20 protein-coding genes are annotated in these 19505 nt (G+C 39.5%); 10 read left to right on the top strand and 10 right to left on the bottom strand.

The genetic code is table 11. The features are described 5' to 3' along the window. Positions 1–10: 10 nt before the first annotated feature. The 3 genes from O0550_RS03160 to O0550_RS03150 form a co-directional block, all read right to left on the bottom strand. Positions 11–772 carry an RsfA family transcriptional regulator gene (locus O0550_RS03160; RefSeq protein ID WP_101668764.1) on the bottom strand — a complete coding sequence of 254 codons (762 nt, stop codon included), beginning with the start codon at positions 770–772 and terminating at the stop codon, positions 11–13. Between the two features lie 141 nt (positions 773–913). Then, positions 914–1786, bottom strand: coding sequence for an enoyl-CoA hydratase/isomerase family protein (locus tag O0550_RS03155; RefSeq protein WP_101668765.1), 873 nt, complete (start codon positions 1784–1786; stop codon positions 914–916). 191 nt (positions 1787–1977) lie between these two features. Further along, positions 1978–2358, bottom strand: coding sequence for a Spx/MgsR family RNA polymerase-binding regulatory protein (locus O0550_RS03150; protein ID WP_003336663.1), 381 nt, complete (start codon positions 2356–2358; stop codon positions 1978–1980). Between the two features lie 230 nt (positions 2359–2588). Between O0550_RS03150 and O0550_RS03145 the strand changes: the two genes are divergently transcribed. Beyond that, positions 2589–3296 carry a helix-turn-helix transcriptional regulator gene (locus tag O0550_RS03145; protein WP_003336661.1) on the top strand — a complete coding sequence of 236 codons (708 nt, stop codon included), beginning with the start codon at positions 2589–2591 and terminating at the stop codon, positions 3294–3296. Between the two features lie 94 nt (positions 3297–3390). Next, positions 3391–3663, top strand: coding sequence for a DUF2626 family protein (locus O0550_RS03140; RefSeq protein ID WP_003342602.1), 273 nt, complete (start codon positions 3391–3393; stop codon positions 3661–3663). An 80-nt stretch (positions 3664–3743) separates the two neighbouring features. On the opposite strand, the gene O0550_RS03135 is transcribed toward O0550_RS03140, so the two are convergent. Next, on the bottom strand, positions 3744–4943 hold the full coding sequence (locus O0550_RS03135) for a class I SAM-dependent methyltransferase (protein ID WP_258425614.1): 1200 nt from the start codon (positions 4941–4943) through the stop codon (positions 3744–3746). A gap of 126 nt (positions 4944–5069) precedes the next feature. Between O0550_RS03135 and O0550_RS03130 the strand changes: the two genes are divergently transcribed. Continuing rightward, positions 5070–6173: a hypothetical protein gene (locus O0550_RS03130; RefSeq protein ID WP_003342598.1), complete on the top strand. Its 1104-nt coding sequence runs from the start codon at positions 5070–5072 to the stop codon at positions 6171–6173. A gap of 97 nt (positions 6174–6270) precedes the next feature. Then, a complete protein-coding gene (locus O0550_RS03125) occupies positions 6271–7248 on the top strand; it encodes a coiled-coil domain-containing protein (protein ID WP_258425613.1) in 978 nt (325 codons plus the stop codon). Positions 7249–7331: 83 nt separating this feature from the next. Here O0550_RS03125 and O0550_RS03120 read toward each other — a convergent pair whose 3' ends face one another. Then, the gene (locus O0550_RS03120) at positions 7332–7967 is read right to left on the bottom strand and encodes an MBL fold metallo-hydrolase (protein WP_003336655.1); all 636 of its coding nucleotides are present in this window, start codon (positions 7965–7967) and stop codon (positions 7332–7334) included. 94 nt (positions 7968–8061) lie between these two features. Here O0550_RS03120 and O0550_RS03115 point away from each other — a divergent pair, with 94 nt between their 5' ends. Beyond that, a complete protein-coding gene (locus tag O0550_RS03115; RefSeq protein ID WP_258425612.1) occupies positions 8062–8565 on the top strand; it encodes a hypothetical protein in 504 nt (167 codons plus the stop codon). A gap of 73 nt (positions 8566–8638) precedes the next feature. Here O0550_RS03115 and O0550_RS03110 read toward each other — a convergent pair whose 3' ends face one another. The 3 genes from O0550_RS03110 to O0550_RS03100 all read right to left on the bottom strand — a co-directional run bounded on the left by O0550_RS03110 (position 8639) and on the right by O0550_RS03100 (position 11536). After that, on the bottom strand, positions 8639–9214 hold the full coding sequence (locus tag O0550_RS03110; RefSeq protein ID WP_003342592.1) for a hypothetical protein: 576 nt from the start codon (positions 9212–9214) through the stop codon (positions 8639–8641). Between the two features lie 116 nt (positions 9215–9330). Then, entirely contained in the window at positions 9331–9768 is a 438-nt protein-coding gene (locus O0550_RS03105; RefSeq protein WP_003336651.1) for a hypothetical protein, read from the bottom strand. 433 nt (positions 9769–10201) lie between these two features. After that, positions 10202–11536 (bottom strand): PhoH family protein, encoded by a 1335-nt coding sequence (locus O0550_RS03100; RefSeq protein WP_003342585.1) that lies wholly within the window; start codon positions 11534–11536, stop codon positions 10202–10204. Positions 11537–11802: 266 nt separating this feature from the next. Between O0550_RS03100 and O0550_RS03095 the strand changes: the two genes are divergently transcribed. The 4 genes from O0550_RS03095 to O0550_RS03080 all read left to right on the top strand — a co-directional run bounded on the left by O0550_RS03095 (position 11803) and on the right by O0550_RS03080 (position 16801). After that, on the top strand, positions 11803–12471 hold the full coding sequence (locus O0550_RS03095) for a YhcN/YlaJ family sporulation lipoprotein (RefSeq protein WP_003342581.1): 669 nt from the start codon (positions 11803–11805) through the stop codon (positions 12469–12471). Positions 12472–12674: 203 nt separating this feature from the next. Then, positions 12675–13718 carry an aldo/keto reductase gene (locus O0550_RS03090; protein ID WP_003336646.1) on the top strand — a complete coding sequence of 348 codons (1044 nt, stop codon included), beginning with the start codon at positions 12675–12677 and terminating at the stop codon, positions 13716–13718. Positions 13719–14020: 302 nt separating this feature from the next. Beyond that, positions 14021–15277: a tetratricopeptide repeat protein gene (locus O0550_RS24480; RefSeq protein ID WP_003342579.1), complete on the top strand. Its 1257-nt coding sequence runs from the start codon at positions 14021–14023 to the stop codon at positions 15275–15277. A gap of 255 nt (positions 15278–15532) precedes the next feature. Next, positions 15533–16801 carry a helix-turn-helix domain-containing protein gene (locus tag O0550_RS03080; protein WP_003345507.1) on the top strand — a complete coding sequence of 423 codons (1269 nt, stop codon included), beginning with the start codon at positions 15533–15535 and terminating at the stop codon, positions 16799–16801. 203 nt (positions 16802–17004) lie between these two features. On the opposite strand, the gene O0550_RS03075 is transcribed toward O0550_RS03080, so the two are convergent. Next, complete coding sequence (locus tag O0550_RS03075) at positions 17005–17469, bottom strand: pyridoxamine 5'-phosphate oxidase family protein (RefSeq protein WP_003336643.1); 465 nt, start codon at positions 17467–17469, stop codon at positions 17005–17007. A 118-nt stretch (positions 17470–17587) separates the two neighbouring features. Between O0550_RS03075 and O0550_RS03070 the strand changes: the two genes are divergently transcribed. Continuing rightward, positions 17588–17926, top strand: coding sequence for a DUF5665 domain-containing protein (locus tag O0550_RS03070; protein ID WP_003345509.1), 339 nt, complete (start codon positions 17588–17590; stop codon positions 17924–17926). Positions 17927–17995: 69 nt separating this feature from the next. Here O0550_RS03070 and O0550_RS03065 read toward each other — a convergent pair whose 3' ends face one another. Beyond that, entirely contained in the window at positions 17996–19456 is a 1461-nt protein-coding gene (locus O0550_RS03065) for a hypothetical protein (RefSeq protein WP_258425611.1), read from the bottom strand. Positions 19457–19505: the final 49 nt, after the last annotated feature.

Below are 19505 nucleotides of genomic sequence, written 5' to 3'. Positions count from 1 at the left end.
CTTTTCGCGATTATTCAATCCGTTCTAGATTGCCATTTGAATCCATTTTAAAGACTGGCTTAGAGCTTTCCTCTTCTTTTAAAAAGGCCAATCGTCTTGCACGATCCATAATTTGCAGCAACGCTTTATAATCGTTGTTTACCCCAATATGATCCTCTAAATTTTTTCTTAGCTGCACATTTTGCTCTTTTAAATCTTTTATTTCTCGCTCACGCTGTTCTAATTCTCGTTCTAATTGCTTACATCTGCGAACAACATCTTTATACCCCTGCAACAGCCTAATAGCTGATTCCACCTGCTGTTCCTCACCTATTACTCTGGACGTTTCTATAGCATGGGTGAATGTAGGTATAGGCATTGCCACAGATGGCTTGCTTTCCTGAGCTTGTGCAATGCTTTCATGATGATGCAACTGTTGAGAAATAATTGAATCCATCACCGGCTCACTTTTTTGCTTTTCACGAGACTCAGGTACACTACTTTCTATTGGTTCACTTGAAATCTTGTTATCCAAACGAATTTCAGGCTGGATTCGTCCCAGCTTTTTCATTTGCTGACGCTGCGCCTTCGCAATAGAGATCGCAGCATCATACTGCTTGCGTACAGTGCTATTCCAGCGAAACCCGCAGGCGGCGGAGGTCCGCCCTAGCCGCTGACCTACCTCTTCAAAAGCTGCCAACTGGGTACCACCCTCGCGTATATGGCGAAGCGTTACCTCTGCGAGTACCAGATCATCATCTTCCGTCCAAGCATCTTGTCTTGAAGCTACCATATATAAAGTCCCTCCCGTTAACTGATAAGAACGATGTAGTTCATTCTATGCTTTTCCCTACTCTTGTAGAATAACAATTACTAGAAAAAAGTATCCCCAAGCTGACCGTTCTTTAAACGGGAGTAAATCTACTTAACCTAGCTATTCGCCTTTACGAAAGAATGAACTTATATACTGAAGATGTTTTTCGTTGCCCCATAACGTCGCACATTGTTCAAGCTCCATTTGAATCGATTCTTGTAATGACGCGCCTTTCTTCTTCCAAGTTAGCATGTTCATATAAGCTGAAATACTCTTCAAGGGCTGCTTAGCAATCGCCGCGGCGAATTCCAATGTCTTCTCTCTTAGTTCGTCCGCCTGATATACGCCTTCCACTAATCCTATTTGCAAAGCTTCCTCAGGCCCCAGCTTCTCTCCTGTTAGCAGCAAACGCAACGCAATAGATTCTGGCATTTTCGCAAAAAGACGACTACCACCCCCAAAACCCGTAGTAATATGCATCGTAATTTGCACAAAGCGAAAAACAGCCAGCTCACTCATGAAGCGAAAATGACAAGCGCAGGCAAATTCAGCTCCGCCACCGATAGCTGGACCATTTACCATCGCAATGGTTGGCTTTCGAAATAAATCTATTCTGGTCAATAATTGTTCCGCTTTCTGTAATAAAGGCAGGGAATCTTCTCCCTTAACAGCTCCAAACTGACGTAAATCACCGCCAGATACAAATGCACTGCCTTCTCCAGTAAACAGAATCACTTTTATAGAATCATCTGTTTCACAACTCGTAAGAGCATCCTGCAATTCCTCCATCATCTCTAGGCTTAAAGCATTACGTACATGTGGGCGATTGCAGATAATCTCAGCGATACCATTTTGTTTATGTACTAAGATGTTTTGGTACATGACAAACACTCCCTTCGCAACTGCTTCCATTGTAGTATGGACAAGCTTGTTGCGAAAACCCGTTTCCCCTTCATATTTAGGTAGAATCAATGATTTTTTTAACAAATTCATATGTTGTTACCCGCTAGCAAGGATACGAAGCAACGTCTAAGCAATTTATTTTCATATACAACAAAAAAATGTCCACTCGTAAAGGCTTGCTTGCAAATGTGCTGGAAAGCAGTTCAAGGCCTGTTACAATGTGGACATTCTTTTGATAAATGATAAAATAGCGGTAAATCCAATTCGTTACTCAATTCCTTTTATAGAAAAAATTCTTTCATAGCTGATTGATTGTAGCCAACAATTAGATGTTCACCATCTGTTAAAATAGGACGCTTCAATAAGGCAGGATCTTCACTCAACATTTCTAATAGTTCAGATACGGTCATATCGTTAATATCCATGTCTAAATCTTTGAATTTCTGACTGCGAGTTGATAACAATTCATCCAGACCGCTTGACGTCATCTTAGCTATTTCCAAAAGCTCGCGCACGCTTGGTGGGTTTTTGAACAGGTGACGTTCTTCGTAATTCACTCCGTTTTCAGCCAACCACGCTTTCGCTTTACGACAGGATGTGCAGCTCGGATATGTAAAAAATGTCAACGTACCGAGATTTGCATCTTTCATAGCTGTTGCCATATTGCATTCCTCCATATAATAAAGGTCTAATGGTAATCTACATGTATTGATAAAGTCACTTTACTTTCTATAGTAGATTCTAGTCCTTCATTAAACACTATGTCAATAGTATTTAATATAAAATCTTAATAAAAATTATTTACAAATCAAAGATATATAACAGAAGCTTAACAATTCACTAGAAATGGGCTACACTATAAGACGAATGTTTTTGAAAGGGGGGATTTTTAATGGAAAAGGCGCAAAAATTAACCAGCGCCCTCGCAGACCCCACACGTTTTTCTATCTATCAATATGTAACCGATGCAAGCAAACCTGTAACAGTTCATGAAGTGGCGGAACAGTTTTCCATTCACCCTAACGTAGCCCGTCTGCATTTGACTAAATTGGAAGACGTTCAATTACTCCAATCTCAACTGGACAAAAGCGGAAAGGGCGGGAGACCTAGTCGACTTTACTCTATTTCAGATGAGGTTGTTAGCCTGCAATTTCCTCCAAGAGACTATCAGCTTTTGGCAGACATTGCTATTGAATCGCTCCTTTCCTTGGGAGTAGCAGGACAGGAAGCTTTAGTTACGATGGGAAAACGCTTGGGTCTAGAAGCGGCTAAACGCGCGCAGGACAAAAACAAACTGACTCCTTCACGTACGCTAGAAGACAAATTGGATTGTATTTACCGAATTGCTTTGGCACAGGGTTTGCGTCCTCAGTTTGAGGTAACTGATGATCATCAAGTACGTTTCCGCGTATTCAACTGTACCTTTTCAGAAATTGCAAAAAAACATCCGGCAAACATCTGCAAAATGCATCACGCTATGCTAGAGGGTATTTTCCAAGCTTACTTTGGCAATATTGAGCTAATACCTGAAACATCAATGATTGGCGGATGCGAGTCATGCAATTATGTCATCGCTAATCTACAAGAGCACCTGACATAATTCTGTCAAACCTAAACCGTTTACACTGCTTGACATGTCCTATATAATGAAAACGACAATCTTTTCAAAAAGTTCTGCCAAAGGAGGGATACATATGGATCGTATGTTTCGCGTACTTAGCTTCTGGACACTAATGATTGCTATTATGGCCTTCTGGGCTAAATTATTCCCAATGTCATTGTTGTTCTTCGGATTGACTGCCATTTTCCTGGCCCTTGGTTATATGCGTCTCACAGAAAGAACCTATTTGAATCTTTTCTTCTGTTTTATGTTTGTTTCATTTGTAGGCTTTACGTATTACACGTTCTACGGAATGCCACCAGCAACAGCAGGAGGAGAACATTCATTCCTGCACTTATTAATGTAAAAGTAGTTATGGTAAACACGACAAAGAGCGAACTCCATTTAGGTATTCGCTCTTTTGTTTGTTTCCAGTCTTACCTGCATTTATTCTCTTTCTCCATCCATCAGCTTCTCTTGTACCAGCACTCGGAATAATCCACCCAATCCACTGGGTAAAATCAACTGCTGGATGGCTCGATTACGCTTCATTGCTACACTGGTAAACGGATCAGTGTCCTGATGTGCCTGAGCCTTGTCTAAAATACCATTTGAAAGTAAAAACTGATCTTGGCGTGTAAACGATTTAGTCAAAAGCCCTACCTCAGCCCCACACTCGATCAAACTGCTAAAATTAACATGTGCGGTTATATCCTGTTCGCCTAGCCGCTCTAAATAATCTTCATTCATCTGATGCTGATAATAGCAAGCAAGAGTTCCATTTTTTCGACTAGGATGATACAAATCCTCTGTTAAATCCCCATAGTCAATACTGATTACTCGTCCGCGTTCTAGCATGCTACTCAAGGCGATCATCACCTCTTTTACTCCTGCCTGTACCTCTATGCGCATCCCATCTGGTAATCCTGTTGGAAGCTTATTGATGCTAGCCGTTATTTCCGGAGATATTTCAGACATATATCCTTCATGAAAAATAACAGCTTGAGCTTCATCTGAATCTGCTAGTTGCTTCCTTTCTGATGCTGTGGAAAAGCTAGCTTGCTGGGTGATTGTTTCCCGTTTTTGATCGAAGCCAATGCCGATCTCATGCCATTTCCCACATACCCTTTCCAATAAGTGGACAGGAAAGGCATCAAAATATTCGTTAGAGAAAATGACACCCTGAAATCGCTCGTTTCTGGCCGCTTCCTCTACTGTTTTGTACCAGATTTTTGGAAGTGAAAAATCCTGTAACCTTTCTTTTTGTAAGTCAGCATGATACGGACTTATTTCCACCATAATTACTCGTAGTCTCGCATATAATTTGGCATCTACCTCTCTGATTCTGGTCAAAATCTGTTCCATCAGGCCTCCTGTTCCTCCCCCTACTTCCATTAACACAGGGTTCATTATTTCATTATCCTTAAAAAACAGGAGAATAGAATCAGCTAATGTCTCGCCAAAAATGTTACTCACTTGAGAACTAGTATAAAAGTCCCCTTTTTTCCCCACCTTATTTCCCTGTTTCATGTAATAGCCAAAATCTTGATGATATAAACAAATACCCATGAATTCAACAAATCGAATCATTTTATTCTTCTGATTTTTCATTTCTTTGCATAGATATCTTCTTAGTTCTGATGTCATGCTTTTACATCTCCTTCAACGACAAATAAATTTGTTAAAAATATGACAACGTTTTTTTTTACATACAAATGAGGAAAGAACGTCTATAATGGTATAGGTATTATGCAAAAATTTAGGAGGTTTATCATGAAAACGTTTAAGTCCAAGCTACCAATCTTCCTTGCCATCTTTGCTATGTTTGCCCTTCTTCTCGCTGGCTGTGGGGCTAAACAGCAGTCTGGAAAAGATGTAGCACAGGAAGCTTACAAGAAACAACTTTCTTTGAACTCTTACAGCTTTAGTGGCTCCTTGAAATTCAAAGTAGATGCAACAGAAGAGCAGCTACAAAAAGATCCACAGGCGAAAATGGTTCTAGATGTATTAAAAAATTCTGAGCTTTCCTATCGTGGAAACCAATCTGTAGAGCCTTTCCAAACAGAACTTATCCTTGATGCAAAAGTAAATATGCAAGGTGTTAACACCACTTTCTCAGTACCAATGATTATGAATCAAGATAAAATGTGGATTAAGGTTCCTGCTCTTGGATTTATTCCTGGTATGGAAAAATTAGAAGGCAAATACATTGAACTTGATTATAAAGAAATGAAACAAATGGCTGAAGCTCAAGGCCAACCAGCAAGCGTACCTGATTTCTCACCTGAAGCAATGAAAAAACAAAAAGAAGCAACTGTTAAAATCGTTGATTCCATGTTTAAACACTATGGTCCTGATTATTTTGTAGAGGCTAAAAAAGAAGAAATTGCGAATCTACCTGCTGATGTAAAAGCTGATCGTATTATCAACATGAAATTGACTAATGATAATTTGATTCCTTTCTTAAAAACAACAGTAGATAATGTGATTCCTGAAGTGGTTAAAGTGATGTCTGAAACACCGGCTTATAAAGATATCTTAGCACAAGATTCCACTCAACTTGAGGAAATGAAAAAAGGCTTGAAAGAAGTTTCTGCCGAAATCGACAAAAACAAAGATTTGATCAAATCAAACTTTAACATCCAAAAAGCAAATACTTATGTAGTAGTTGATAAAGACAATAATATTCCATATCAATTAGTAGATTGGGATGTAAAGGTTTCTGATAAAGAAAAACCTGAAGCTGGTACAATTGGTATTTCGCTTAGCTTTGAACAAAAGACTTCTAACTACAATGTAGCTCCTAAATGGGAACTTACACTTCCTAAGTCTGATGAAGTTATTACACTATCTCAATTACAACAAGGCTCCTTTTAATTATTGAAAAAAGCCTATGTCTAAAAGAATCCTATTTTTCCTTTGTTTCTTATTGGCTCTTCCTCCGTCTTTAGCTACAGCGGAGGAAGCCCTCCCTTTGGAGAAAACGATTTTGCAGCAGCATCTAACCCAACTGGAGTTAGAACGTAATCTTCAGCTTTTAAAGCTGGATGAGAGCAAACTCAATCGGGATTTGGCAGAGCTTGAACTAGAAGCAAAGAAGCAAGAACTTACGATCTCATCCAAACGCAAACATGCTGGAAAAGTAGCTAGAGCCTATTACATGGGGAAACGGAATGATTTGTTAACCCTGCTGTTTAGTGCAGACGATTTTAATCAGGTGCTGACAAACGCACGGCTTTTGGAAATCATTTTTACCAGTGACATGAAAAAACTGGAGAGTTTTCAACTAGAGCTAGCTCGCGCCAATGACTTGTCTTTACAAAAGCAAAGTCAACTTAAAAAGATTAGAGAATTACGGCAGATGTATGAAAAACGTCTTGCTGATATGATTGCCATTAAACTGTTGAAGGAGGAGAATCTGCAAAAATTGCCTGATTCCTCTTCTGTGGAAGCATTAATGGAAAATCTAATTAAGGATTGGCGTTCGCGCGGTTTACCTGTGTTCCAAGACTTTTTTGGCGTTCTGGCTAGAGTGATGCAGGATCTTCCTCAACTGATTACTCCGGATCATATTCAGTCCGAAGGCTTGTTCACTCACAAGCTAACGATTACAGAAGAGGAATTTAATAAGTTCTTGCTTTCAAAAGATCCGATCTTCCAGCATGCGTACTTTTCGTTTGACCATAACCAGCTGGAAGTAGTAGGTAACTACAATCAGGTGAATTTGAAAATTATAGGTTCTTACGAAGTAGTCTCGCCCACAGAATTAAGGTTTCATATTAACAAACTAATGTTTGATGGTTATGAGCTTCCAGATAGCACAGCAGAGGAAATGGCAAAGGAATATAACCTCAGCTTTTATCCTGCGTTAATCAACCCAAACATTCACGTTCAAGAAGCCACTTTGGATGAACACAAGCTTCAAATTAAAGTGAAATTCAATATCTTGTAGAAGAATTCAATTTCCATACAAGTAAAAAAGCTAGCACAGGAACCAATATCCTTGCTAGCTTTTTGCTTTTCGAAATAGAACAGTTATCCAAGCGAACCAGAAACATACGGATTAAATGTTTTTTCCCGATCAATTGTAGTCAGTGGTCCATGCCCCGGATAGACAATTGTCTCGTCAGGCAATTCAAAGAGCTTATCTTGGATGCTTCGAATCAATGTATTGTAATCTCCACCTCTTAAATCGGAGCGTCCGATTGAGTTAGCAAATAAAACATCTCCACTAAAACAATGCTGACCGATTACATAAGTAGCACTTCCCGGAGAATGTCCAGGTGTGTGTAACACTTGAATTGACAGACCTGCTAGTTGAAGCTCTTGCCCTTCTTCTACCATGTATTCAGCAGGTTCACAGATAATTGGTGTAAATCCAAAGCGTTGTGAACCATTTAATTCAGGATCAGTCAGCCAGCTCTGCTCGATTGAATGAATGTAGACAGGCGCTTTCGTTTGCTCTCGAAGCTCTGTCAGTCCACCAATATGATCTAAATGAGCATGAGTTAGTAGAATAGCCACTACCTTCTCCGACTTCATTGCTTGCAATAAGGGTCCAGGATTCATACCTGGGTCAACCACGATCGTCTCCCCAGTCTCCACATTTTTAATCATATAAGCATTTGTCTCAAACGGTCCCAATTCAACAGAACGCACTTCTATGTTCATAAAAAACTCCTTCCCTTGCCTTAGCCGTTGTCTTTACATACAATGGCAATAATTGCTACAGTATTATAGTATCAGAGAGATAGGAGGCAAAACAATGGTACCTCTTGTATATGGTGTGGAAATAGAAATGCCCAAAGGAAAGCTCCCTGGATTTTATGCACAATTCGTACATAAGATTGGCGAACAGGTTAAAGTAATCGATCGGGATAAAAAATTAATGATCGTGTCCACCGAAGACGACCAACAGCAATTATTGCAGATCGCTGCCAAATATCAGGCGGAAACCGAATGTTTCTCCATGTGGTTGCTTCCAGAGGGTGTGACATGCCCGAGGCTGGGCGATTATGGTTTTATCAGTTTACATGACCGTCAATATGTCTATGCTAATCTCGGGAGCTTTTTTCGGTTTTCAGACAATCCTCTTACTCTTGATCATCAGGAAGCATATGAACAAATGGAGCAGTATATTCTGGTTTCCTTTACCGCAAAGGATCAAACCATCTATATTGTAGACACTAATCACAAGGAGCTACTAAATCAACTAGCTAGCCGTTATAAGGTTATACTGGATTGGCATCCAGGCATTCCTTCTGCATAAATTCGAATGAACCATACACAAAAGAAAAATAAAAAGCATCTCCGCCAGTAGGAGATGCTTCTTTTCGGTAAAATCAGCTATTCTGAGCCATCATATCGAAGCGATAGCCAATGACCTTACCGTTATTTAGACTAAATGTCACCTGATATTTACTCCCTTTATACGTAAGCTCCTTATCCCCAGCTACTTCTCCATAGCTCTGCTTAACCTTGTCTATACTGTCATACATTGACAATCCTCTGTTGGTTTTAAATTTATCACTTTGCTCCTGTGGTATGCCACCGACCATGATACTGGTTACTACTCCTTTTTGGACTGTTACCAATACCTGCGCCTGATCTGCAAATAAAATGCCCGTAGTAATATTTCCTTCACCTTTTGCTAACTGTTCAACCGTTAGCGATTCTCGGCTAATCATATCCATAAATTCATATTTTTCCGGCTTCAAGGCATCCATGACTTCTTTAATTCCTTCTCCAACATGTGCTCCGCGAATCCCAAACTCCTTGGCATTTTCGGGATCGAATGCAGGAGCAAGGGTTGTGTTTTCTGTAGGAGCTAAAGATGTGGTCCCCGTAGGCTGACAGCCTGTCAACGCTACAACAGATGCAAGTACAGCACTTCCCACAATCATTTTCCAATTTCTCATCTTTTATGTTCCCCTACCTTGGCATTCATCGTATGTTGTTACGTATAATCAAAGCAATATCGATATCTTACCCTAGGGCGAATCAAGTTCGCAAGTTTTTACATAATTTGATTTCGTTACTTCCCACTAATTTTCTGCTTTGGCTTAGGAGGTAAATGGTTGCTAACAGTCTGCTGGTATCCTTGCAGGATTTTTAAGATGGCATGAAAGAATGGCGAACCAAACACAGCCACAATTCCCCATGTCCAAATACGGGCTCCCCAAGCATCAGCTACATAGGCTGTATCTGCTCCCATAAGGATTTGTGCGGGATCTAAACCTAATTCAGCAAAGATACAGCCTGCCGCTACAACAGAGAATACGAGATTAAATAGCTTTTTTAGCTGTTGTTTTTTACAAGCCTTACAATGTGCCTCACAGCTATCATTTTCTGGTACATAATCATACGTAAGAAAAGGAATAGCGCTTTTGGCTATCTCTGTTACCCCAGCGGCAGCACTGGAAACGGCGGTTATATAGATCAAAAAGGAAATGGTTGAATCTAATGTCACCATGGTAAAGTCCCTCCTTGATACATATGTATGTGCAAAGAAAGATGGGCATGTCCACAATATTTTGTTATATTAGCCCATTTTTCCCGCTATTACATAACCTAACAGGAATTACAAAAGCCGCCTCTTTAAAGAGACGGCCTTTGGTCGGGTTGTTTTTACATGCTTAGGCAATCGTCACTCTTCTTTCGTTCATCCACCTTTTAAGAAAGCGATTACTAAAGAAAAATGATCAGCCATTTCATTTGGGGTAATAACGATTTTTGCGTACGACCCTTCGCCTCCTAATTAAAATAGGCACTTCACTAGCAAAGGCTAATGAAATGTCGCCTGATTTCTCTGGAGTGATCCCACACATTCGTTACCAACAACCTCAACAAATATATTTTACCTAAGACACCCTGATCTTATACATTCTTTTACATTGACATACACCTCAGAGAATATCAGCAGCCAATTGAGCTAACACGCTGCGCTCCCCTTTTTCTAGCTTAATATGACCCGCTAGCTTTTGATCCTTAAACATTTCAACCACATAGGTAAGCCCGTTATTACTTTCATCCAAATAAGGGTGGTCAATTTGCTCTGGATCGCCCATTAAGATAATTTTAGAGCCCTCTCCTACTCGGGTTAAGATGGTTTTGACCTCATGCTTTGTCAAATTTTGCGCTTCATCAATAATAATATATTGCCCCGGAATAGACCTCCCCCTGATATAAGTCAGAGCCTCCACCTGAATGCTTCCCATCCCATCTAAAATTTTTTCTAGGTCACCAGATTTCTTTGTGTTAAATAGATACTCCAGATTATCGTAGATTGGCTGCATCCAAGGACGAAGCTTCTCTTCTTTTTCACCGGGAAGGTACCCAATATCTTTTCCCATCGGCACAATCGGTCTTGCAATCAGCAATTTTTTATACTTTTGTAAATCCTCAATTTGCAACAAACCTGCGGCAAGTGCAATCAGGGTTTTGCCCGTTCCCGCTTTCCCTGTCATGGTTACTAAAGGAACATCATCTCGCAATAATAATTCAATAGCCATTTTTTGTTGAGCATTGCGGGCCTTCACACCCCAAATGGAATCATCATTGGAGACAAGGGGCTCATAATATCTCGCTTCTCCATCAATTTTACCAATAGCAGAAATAGATGGATTACATTCGTCCTTTAAAATCAGGAATTGATGGGGATAGAAGTCTTCATTAGGGAAGACTGTCTCCAGACTAAGACGGCGTGTGTTGTAAAACAACTTAATTACATCTGAGGGGACCGTTCGGTTTAGATAGCCAAGATAAATGCTTGAATACTCCCGAACCACTCGATCCGATAAAAAGTCCTCCGCGGTTAACCCTAATGCATCTGCTTTAACTCTCATTAAAGCATCCTTGCTAACCAAAATGACAGGACGTCCTTGGCCAGTGGTCCGTTCTTCCTCTTGTAGATTAAGTGCGACTGCTAGGATTCGATTGTCATTCGTCATCTCATGGAATTGTTTCTGCATGTTTCCCATCGTAGAATGATTTAATTCCACCCGTAGAGTAGCCCCCGTATCCAATTGTATCCCCTGATGCAAATGACCACTGAGTCGCAATCGGTCTAAGAGCCGGGATACATGCCGAGAGTTGCGACCAATTTCATCCATATACCGTTTTTTTGAATCCACCTCTTCTAATACGACTGCCGGAATGACGATATCGTTGTTGTGAAAGGAGTAGATCGCCATTGGATCTTGCAGGAGTACGTTGGTATCAATTACATAGATTTTTTTCAAATCATGATTCGCCTCCCCTTACCCATCTTCCATATTTTATGCACAATTTGTCATCTTGTTTGCTGGATTTCCTTTCTTTCTTCGCTTTTTTTAGGGTAACCTGACCTACAGGAAGAGCTGTAAAAGTTATCTAATAGTCCATATCTATGTAGCAAGAATAAAAGATAGACGAACTCCTTGTCCGTTCGTATAAAAAGCAATAGGGAGCAAACACTAGTGGCATACCTACTCGAAAGTAAGTTCCCGTGGAAAGGATTGGACAAAACATGAGACGACTTATCTATACCCTAGCTTGTTGCTTAGTACTTACAGCTTGCCAAACCAATAATCAAAAACCGCAGACACAAGGAGCAGGAACCCCTAAAGGCGTTCAAAATGTAGCAGGTTCCCAGCAAGGCAGTCATCCAGCTAAACCAAAAACACAGCGGGTAGAACAAACACAGCCTACCCCTCACTATGATCAATCTCCGCAAGCTACAGCCGATCGCTTGGTTAAACTGGCAAACAGAGTAAAAAACGTTAAAAATTCTACAGCCGTTGTATTAGGCAAATATGCCATTGTAGCTATCGATGTAGACGAAAAGCTAGATCGGCCCGAAGTAGGGGTTATTAAATATTCTGTAGCCGAGGCCCTCAAGGAAGATCCGCAGGGTGCTACTGCCTTAGTAACTGCTGATGCGGATTTGCGTCAACGGTTAGTAGAAGTACAAGCTGATATGAAGAGTGGCCGACCTGTAGCAGGCATTCTCGAAGAAATGGCAGATATCACGGGACGTATTATTCCTCAATTCCCAAGTAATGTTAAAAGGAAGAAAGAGCCATATCAAAATGGACAACAGCCAGGTACCAGATCACTGAAGCCCGGAGCTAATAATATGAAGCGACCTGGAAAAGAAACTAAGCAAAAGCCAGGCCAGCCCTATATGAATCAATAAAGCATACCCTACAACCTATCCCTGCCCTAGATCACTGGCTTTGGATAGGTTGTTTTGTTGCTTCCTGCTTTTTGTCAGATTGACAGTACTTGACACCATTCAGTCACATGTAAGTATATAAGAACTTTCAAAGCGTAAAACAATCATGGTAAGATAAGGCATAGTTGATTATTATTCTTATTATTAAGAAGGAGAGATTATCTATGAAATACAGAACTCTTCCCGGCACAGATCTTTCTGTCTCTGAAGTAGGTTTCGGCGTATGGTCTGTAGCAACTAAATGGTGGGGCGTTTCTGATGTAGAAATGGGAAAACGCTTGCTTCGCTCTTCTTATGATGAATATGGGGTAACTTTTTTTGATACAGGCGACGTATATGGAAATGGTTTAGGAGAAACCATCCTAAAAGATGCACTTGGTGATATTCGCGACAAGGTTGTCATTGCTACGAAATTTGGCTATGACATTTATAATATTCCTGGTGAACGAAAAGGGCATTCTGAATTGCCGCAAAACTGGTCTAAAGAAAATATTCGCTATGCTTGTGAGCAAAGCTTAAAACGACTAGGTACTGATTATATCGACTTCTATCAACTACACAATCCACGTATGGAATCCGTACTAAGTGACGAGATTCATGAAACATTGGAGCGTTTGAAAGAAGAAGGAAAAATCCGCCATTACGGAGCAGCAATGGGACCTGATATCGGCTGGGAGGATGAATCCATCGCTGCCTTGAAGCGTCCAGGCTATGCTGCCATTCAAATTATCAACAACATTGTAGAGCAAGACCCTGCACGCAATCTATTCCCAATTGCTGAACAAGAAAAGCGTGCGCTGATCGTTCGCGTGCCTCACGCTTCCGGTTTATTGGATGGTAGCTATGACCCTGATAAACACTTTGATAAGAGCGATCATCGTAGTCATCGCCCTACAGCTTGGATGCAAGCTGGTGTTGAGGTTGTACAGGAAATGAAACAAAAAGGCCTATTTGATGGCAAAGATAGAACCATTGGGCAATTAGCAATCCAGTTCTCTTTATTTAGACCAAGTGTAGTAAGCGTTCTTCCTAACATTACTAGCGATGCAACGTTGAAAGAATTTGCACTAGCTTCTGAAGTAGCGCCACTTACAAAAGAACAATTTGAAATGATTGATGCACTCTGGATAAATGGGTACAACGAACGTCTGAAACAGCATATGTCTAATACTCAAACGAAACCAACACCTATTTTGCATGAAGCATAATTGGCTCCTTGGGTAATTGACTTGAAAACCGTATGCTTTACACAGACTGAAAAAAAGTTCCTCACTAGTAGTGAGGAACTTTTTATTAGATCGAGAGGATCAATAAAATGGCGGTAAAATTAACAATAAAAAATAAGCAATTAGCCCCAAGCGTCGGATCCGAGCTTCTTCATAAAAATGCACCCCCATTGACCTTTTGCAATTTTGCTTACAAATATATCTTATAATAGTAAGAAAAATATGTCAATTTAGTAATTTCTATGTATAATAAAAAATAAAAACGGGAAAAGGTGGATATATTTGTGACACATGTTGGTAAGCGTTTACGTTACTTCCGTAAAAACCTACGTATGACTCAAGAAGAATTGTCTGTTGGTATTTGCAACCGTAGTTATGTTAGTCAAATCGAAAAGGGAAATGTTATACCATCACCTGAAATTCTTGATCAATTGGCTAAGCGTTTACAAACCGATTTAAAAGAACTGTGGACTGAATCGGAATCGCCTATTGGATTTTCTGAGGTAGAAATTCAAAATGCATTGCGGCATGTTGTGAACCGCTTAGAAGCAAATGATATTGAGATTTCGCGCAAGTGGATCTTTAAATTAAAAGGTCAGCAGCTACGAACGGAGGATCAATGCATTTATTTATGGGCCAAAGCAGAATTAGCCTTACATGATCAGCGGTTTGAGGAAGTAGAGGAGCTATTGCTCGAAAGCATCTCTCTTGCTCGCGACGTAGATGATCCTGTTTCCTTAGTGCGTAGTCTTCAATCCCTAGGAGATTACTATGGAATGACTCGTCAGGCGAAAAAAGCGATACCATTCTTAAGCGAAGCATTACAATTGGTGAATCGTTTTGAGATTGGTGGTTTATTACGCATTTCCCTTCTATATACGTCTGCTAAAATGCATGGAAGTTTAGAAGAGTACTATTCAGCCATCGAGCTACTAAACCAAGCAGTCCAATTGAATGATGCGTATGGAACCATGTACAAGAGTACCTCTATTTACATGGGCTTAGCTATTTGTCATCTGCATCTACACCAGCATGAGCAGGCTGAAAAATATAACCTTCTCGCCCTGGATGTACTAAAGCTCGTACCAGATGAAAAGTTAATTGCTAATACCTACAATAACTTAGGCATCTTGTATCGGGTAACGAAATGCTATGAAAAATCCGAAGAGTACTTGTTAAAAGCTATTGATATTTTACAAAAATTAGACCAAAAGCATTGGTTTAACAATGCTACAAACGAGCTAGCTCATCTTTATCGGGATATGGGTTACTACCAACGCGCAAAAGGACTCTGTGAAAGCATCATTCACAATTGCAATAACTCACATTTATTAGCAGAGATCAACCTGAATTATGCTAATATTTTGACCGATTGTGAGCATTATGAGCAAGCACTCTATCATTTAGAACAAGCTATGCAATATTTTACGGCTGAACGATCTACTCAGTATGTGGTACGTTCCTATGAGGTGCTTCTTAGAATCAGTACGCATTCCCAACAACCCGAAAAAATTGCTCGTTTATCTTTGCTACACAATTAAACGGATGAGCACTATAATGAATTTATTATATCAATATACTTTTAACAAACACGAAAAAGAGGCTTTATATCGCCTCTTTTTCGTGTTTGTTTATATTTGCTAATAAAAAAAGACTGCTTACTTAGACTAAAACTTTAATTTTGATACTGTCTTTTTCTTTCACAACCTAAATTTAATTGTTACATTTTGTATAATAAGTTGTATAATGATAATATTCACGAAACAATCAAAATTAATAACAAGGGTGTTTGCTATATGACGCAAGTAGGAAAAAGACTGCGCGAATTCCGCAAAAGGCTAAAGATGACACAAGGAGATTTGGCAGAAGGCATTTGTAATCGCAGCTATGTCAGTCAAATCGAAAAAGGTCAGGTTATTCCTTCGCCTGAAATTTTGGAACAATTGGCAAAACGACTACATACCGAAATTAAAGAATTATGGACTGAAACCGAAAACCCTTCTTTCACGCTTGTCGAAATTCAAAATTCCTTACGCCACATTATTAATCGTATTGATGAACAGGAGTGGGAAATTGCCCGTAAGTGGTTGTTAAAGCTTCAAGGTGCTGTTATTCCACAATCTGAAGAGGGTGTGTATCTCTGGGCAAAAGGAAAGATAGCTGAAGTGGACGGTCGCTTGGAACAAGCAGAAGATCACTATAGCAATAGTATTGTTCTCACCCAAGATTCAGATAACCCTACTGTCCTGATTCGCGCTCTAGACTCCCTCGGTCACTTCTATTGTGAGCACGATCAACCGGAAAAAGCCGTTCATCTGTTGAACGAAGCACTTCAATTATTAAATCGATATGAAATTAGTGGCCTATTGCGTATTTCTGTTTTGTTGCATGTAGGAAGTATGCATAGTAAATTAGGTGAATTTTATTCAGCAATTGAGCACTTACAGCAAGCAAAGGAATTAAACAAAAATTATGGGATCTTATATAAGAGCGGCGATCTTTATTTATCGCTAGGAAATTGTTATCATCAAATTCAACAATATCAAGAAGCAGAATCCTTCTATAGACAAGCCCTATCTATTTTTGAAATCGCCAACAATCCGGTTCGTTTAGCGGAAGTACAATTGAACTTAGGGCTTATGTATAAAGAAACAATGGTGTACGATAAAGCAGAAACCTGTCTGAAACAAGCTCAGAAATTCTTAGCGAATCAACTTGAAGACGAGCTTCTGAATTTTACACGTATCGCTCTAGCTGATGTATATCGTTTACAAAAATGTTTAGACGAAGCAAAAGCCCTTTGTCAATCCGTGATTTCTTCTGATAATGAAAAAATGCTGGCTGAAGCACAATTTATCTTAGCTGAGGTAATGTTGATGCAGGGAGAAGATGATGAAGCTCTCATCCATCTAGAAAATGCAAGAGGTTATTTTACAATCAAGAATATGCAAGCGTTTTTAATTAAAACCTACCAATTATTGGGTCACATCCATTTAAAGAATCAGCGCTTTGAGCAAGCAGCTAAAATGTATGAGCGTTCTATTACTTTTACAGCAGAAGCTTAATGTTTCCTGATTTCTGCGTATGAAGTAATGGACAGAGGGATAACTATCCAGCTTATATGACTAGTTAGCCTTTTTTATTGCCTACGTGATATTTTTTATGTATATAAAACAAAAAGAAAGATGGGATAACCATCTTTCTTTTTTGTAAACAATTATTATTGTTTTTTTAAAAGCTTGCATGAGGCCGAATCTTTTCGCTTATGCTAAGTAATAGCTAATGTTCGAAGAGCTGTCATTACCTGTTGATCTAGCTTAGCCGCTGCATTTTGATCATAGGTCTTTTCATATTGTGGCTCTACACTGATACGAGAACCATAAAACATAATATCTCGTACGCTTTCAATTTTGACTTCTAGCATGCCTAATTTTAGCGGCACGCCTTCCATTTTGTCTGCTATAATCTTAGCGATTCCATTAATCGCATAAGTAGAACCACAGCCAATTAAATTAAGCACTACTTTTGGGTCCTGACTTACATTTGTAAGAATCCGAGAACGACTATCCAGAGCAATTCGAATCGTATGATTATCTAATGCCACTACCCAGGATATCGCACTTAAAACTGGGGCCTTTGTCTCGTAATCAATGCTTCCTACTGTTACATAACGTTCATGTTGTAGATATTCAAACAATTCTTCAGATAATGATTGTGCTACTGTTTCTGCCATATCATCATCCTCCTCTTTTCATTACATATTGTTTATTGTACATGGGCTTACGTGCTCTAGCAATGATGACATATTAAAAAGATACCATTCTTATCACAAACATAAGGAGGAGAGATTTATGAGCACCCCACCCGCTTCCCCCGATCGTCTCGTGCAAGAATTAGAAAAGGCAATAGAGGAATTGCAACAGGTTCGCCAATTGAATGTTACTCTGCACAAAATAGGTCTGTTTTTGGAAGAAATTCGATTGATTGATATCATTATTAATTATACGACCCCGAAACGTTTAATCTGGACGAATTTTGTCGCAGGCTTAGCTAGAGGATTAGGACTAACCATTGGTACGGCCATTGTTCTAGCGTTTTTAGGTTCTCTTTTATCAAAATTTTTGTCCATTCCTATTATTGGAGATTTCATAAGGGAAATTATTGCGTATGTACAATCTTATCGTCCATAAATGTTTCAACTAAGTCAAAAAGCCAGGACATAGCCGTGTCCTGACTTTTTCTATCCATTTTGCTCTACTTTATTTGTCTCGCCAATGACTTTCCCACTTTTCTTTCAAGCTCTTTCGTTTTTCCTGCTCCTTTTCTTTCTTTTTTTGCTCTTTCTCTTGCTTTTTTTGTTCTTTTTGCTGTTCTTTATCATATTGAGGGGTATCAGTTGACTTTACCTTCGCATAGTTTTTAACCTCTACGTCTTGCTCATACAACAAGTTATCCCCATGATAAAAAGCAACATGTACTGCTGTAATCTGATGATTAGAACCCTTGAACGGGAATTTTAACACATACTCATCACGATTCCCCTGTTCAATGATAGCTTCTATTTTTTGTTCATGCTTCTTGCCATCCGGGAAGGTTACTACTACTTTCATTGAATCTAAGGCCTGTTTCGGTAATTTCTCTAATTTTTCCCTTAGCTCATCCCATTTCCCCTTTAAACGAAGCATCTTATCTTTTTTATCGAAAAAGGCATCCCCCTGCCATTGTTTAAACATATCCCAGACTCCATCAACACCCTTCCAGATATTTATGACCTGAATGGTTTGACGATCAATGAGCCTCCCCTTAGAAAAGACCTCCACACTAGCAGAAGATGGGATTGTATCACCTGTTACTGGCAATAGCCATGAGAAGGAACCTACATAGCTCCAGAATTGTTTGATCGGGATTTCTTTAGTTATTCCGTTATACGTAATTTTGACTTGATCAGCGGAGCTCTTTACTTTCCCTTGGAAGGAGATCTCGTTCTTTTGTGAATTATATTTTGCCAGAGAATAAATCAATGCATTTTCGGTACGTACAGGTGCTTCTTTAATTCGCAATTTAGCACTTTCTACTAATTTATTCTGCTGATAAGCCTGTAGTGTTAGCAATTCCCCTGCAGATGCTTGCGGCATGCTTACACGAAACGTCTGCTTTGAAGAGAATTGAAGCACTTCTACCTTATTTCCTTTTTCAGAAGTGATAACCACCCTTGTTATACCTGATTCCACCTTGCCAGCGACTGTCGTTATACCGTTTGTTGTTTCTTCCGAGTAGGAATCAAACCCTTTCTCTAACGCCCGTACAGACAGATAAATATGGTCAAAATCTTCTTTGAAAATACTTTGCCACTCATCTCCATACTCTTCAATAACATCCTTGAGCTTTTTCTCAAAGTTCATATTTGGGTCTTTTACAACAACATATAGACGATCCTTATAATCTTGTAGGAGCATCTGCAAAAACAGCTTATTTTCCTTTTCTAGATTCTCTATGTTATATAAATAATTTTCCCTTACTTGGCCTGCTGGCGTCATATTTTTTGCATGGCTGGATAATAAAGGCGTCTCTTTATCTGTGGAAGCCGTTGTTTTTGTAGCTGAGGTAGCTGTGTTAGATAACTTCATTTCGTTGTCAGCGTTAGCCATCATCGGAACAACAGCAAAAAGTACGCCAGCGGACACAACTCCTACCGATAAAGTCATTACTTTTTTATTCATGAAACCTGCCCCTTTGCAAATGATCTGTTCCCTAGACGGTTCTTGGTCA

Origin of the sequence: Brevibacillus halotolerans (assembly GCF_026891775.1) — a bacterium.
Classification (GTDB): Bacteria; Bacillota; Bacilli; order Brevibacillales; family Brevibacillaceae; genus Brevibacillus_B; species Brevibacillus_B halotolerans.
This window is presented reverse-complemented; position numbering and strand designations above follow the sequence as displayed.

Bases quoted from the DNA above. Each gene is read 5' to 3' on its own strand.
- O0550_RS03160 (WP_101668764.1), bottom strand. From the start codon at position 772: ATGGTAGCTTCAAGACAAGATGCTTGGACGGAAGATGATGATCTGGTA.
- O0550_RS03155 (WP_101668765.1), bottom strand. From the start codon at position 1,786: ATGAATTTGTTAAAAAAATCATTGATTCTACCTAAATATGAAGGGGAA.
- O0550_RS03150 (WP_003336663.1), bottom strand. From the start codon at position 2,358: ATGGCAACAGCTATGAAAGATGCAAATCTCGGTACGTTGACATTTTTT.
- O0550_RS03145 (WP_003336661.1), top strand. From the start codon at position 2,589: ATGGAAAAGGCGCAAAAATTAACCAGCGCCCTCGCAGACCCCACACGT.
- O0550_RS03140 (WP_003342602.1), top strand. From the start codon at position 3,391: ATGGATCGTATGTTTCGCGTACTTAGCTTCTGGACACTAATGATTGCT.
- O0550_RS03135 (WP_258425614.1), bottom strand. From the start codon at position 4,943: ATGACATCAGAACTAAGAAGATATCTATGCAAAGAAATGAAAAATCAG.
- O0550_RS03130 (WP_003342598.1), top strand. From the start codon at position 5,070: ATGAAAACGTTTAAGTCCAAGCTACCAATCTTCCTTGCCATCTTTGCT.
- O0550_RS03120 (WP_003336655.1), bottom strand. From the start codon at position 7,967: ATGAACATAGAAGTGCGTTCTGTTGAATTGGGACCGTTTGAGACAAAT.
- O0550_RS03115 (WP_258425612.1), top strand. From the start codon at position 8,062: ATGGTACCTCTTGTATATGGTGTGGAAATAGAAATGCCCAAAGGAAAG.
- O0550_RS03110 (WP_003342592.1), bottom strand. From the start codon at position 9,214: ATGAGAAATTGGAAAATGATTGTGGGAAGTGCTGTACTTGCATCTGTT.
- O0550_RS03105 (WP_003336651.1), bottom strand. From the start codon at position 9,768: ATGGTGACATTAGATTCAACCATTTCCTTTTTGATCTATATAACCGCC.
- O0550_RS03095 (WP_003342581.1), top strand. From the start codon at position 11,803: ATGAGACGACTTATCTATACCCTAGCTTGTTGCTTAGTACTTACAGCT.
- O0550_RS03090 (WP_003336646.1), top strand. From the start codon at position 12,675: ATGAAATACAGAACTCTTCCCGGCACAGATCTTTCTGTCTCTGAAGTA.
- O0550_RS03080 (WP_003345507.1), top strand. From the start codon at position 15,533: ATGACGCAAGTAGGAAAAAGACTGCGCGAATTCCGCAAAAGGCTAAAG.
- O0550_RS03075 (WP_003336643.1), bottom strand. From the start codon at position 17,469: ATGGCAGAAACAGTAGCACAATCATTATCTGAAGAATTGTTTGAATAT.
- O0550_RS03070 (WP_003345509.1), top strand. From the start codon at position 17,588: ATGAGCACCCCACCCGCTTCCCCCGATCGTCTCGTGCAAGAATTAGAA.
- O0550_RS03065 (WP_258425611.1), bottom strand. From the start codon at position 19,456: ATGAATAAAAAAGTAATGACTTTATCGGTAGGAGTTGTGTCCGCTGGC.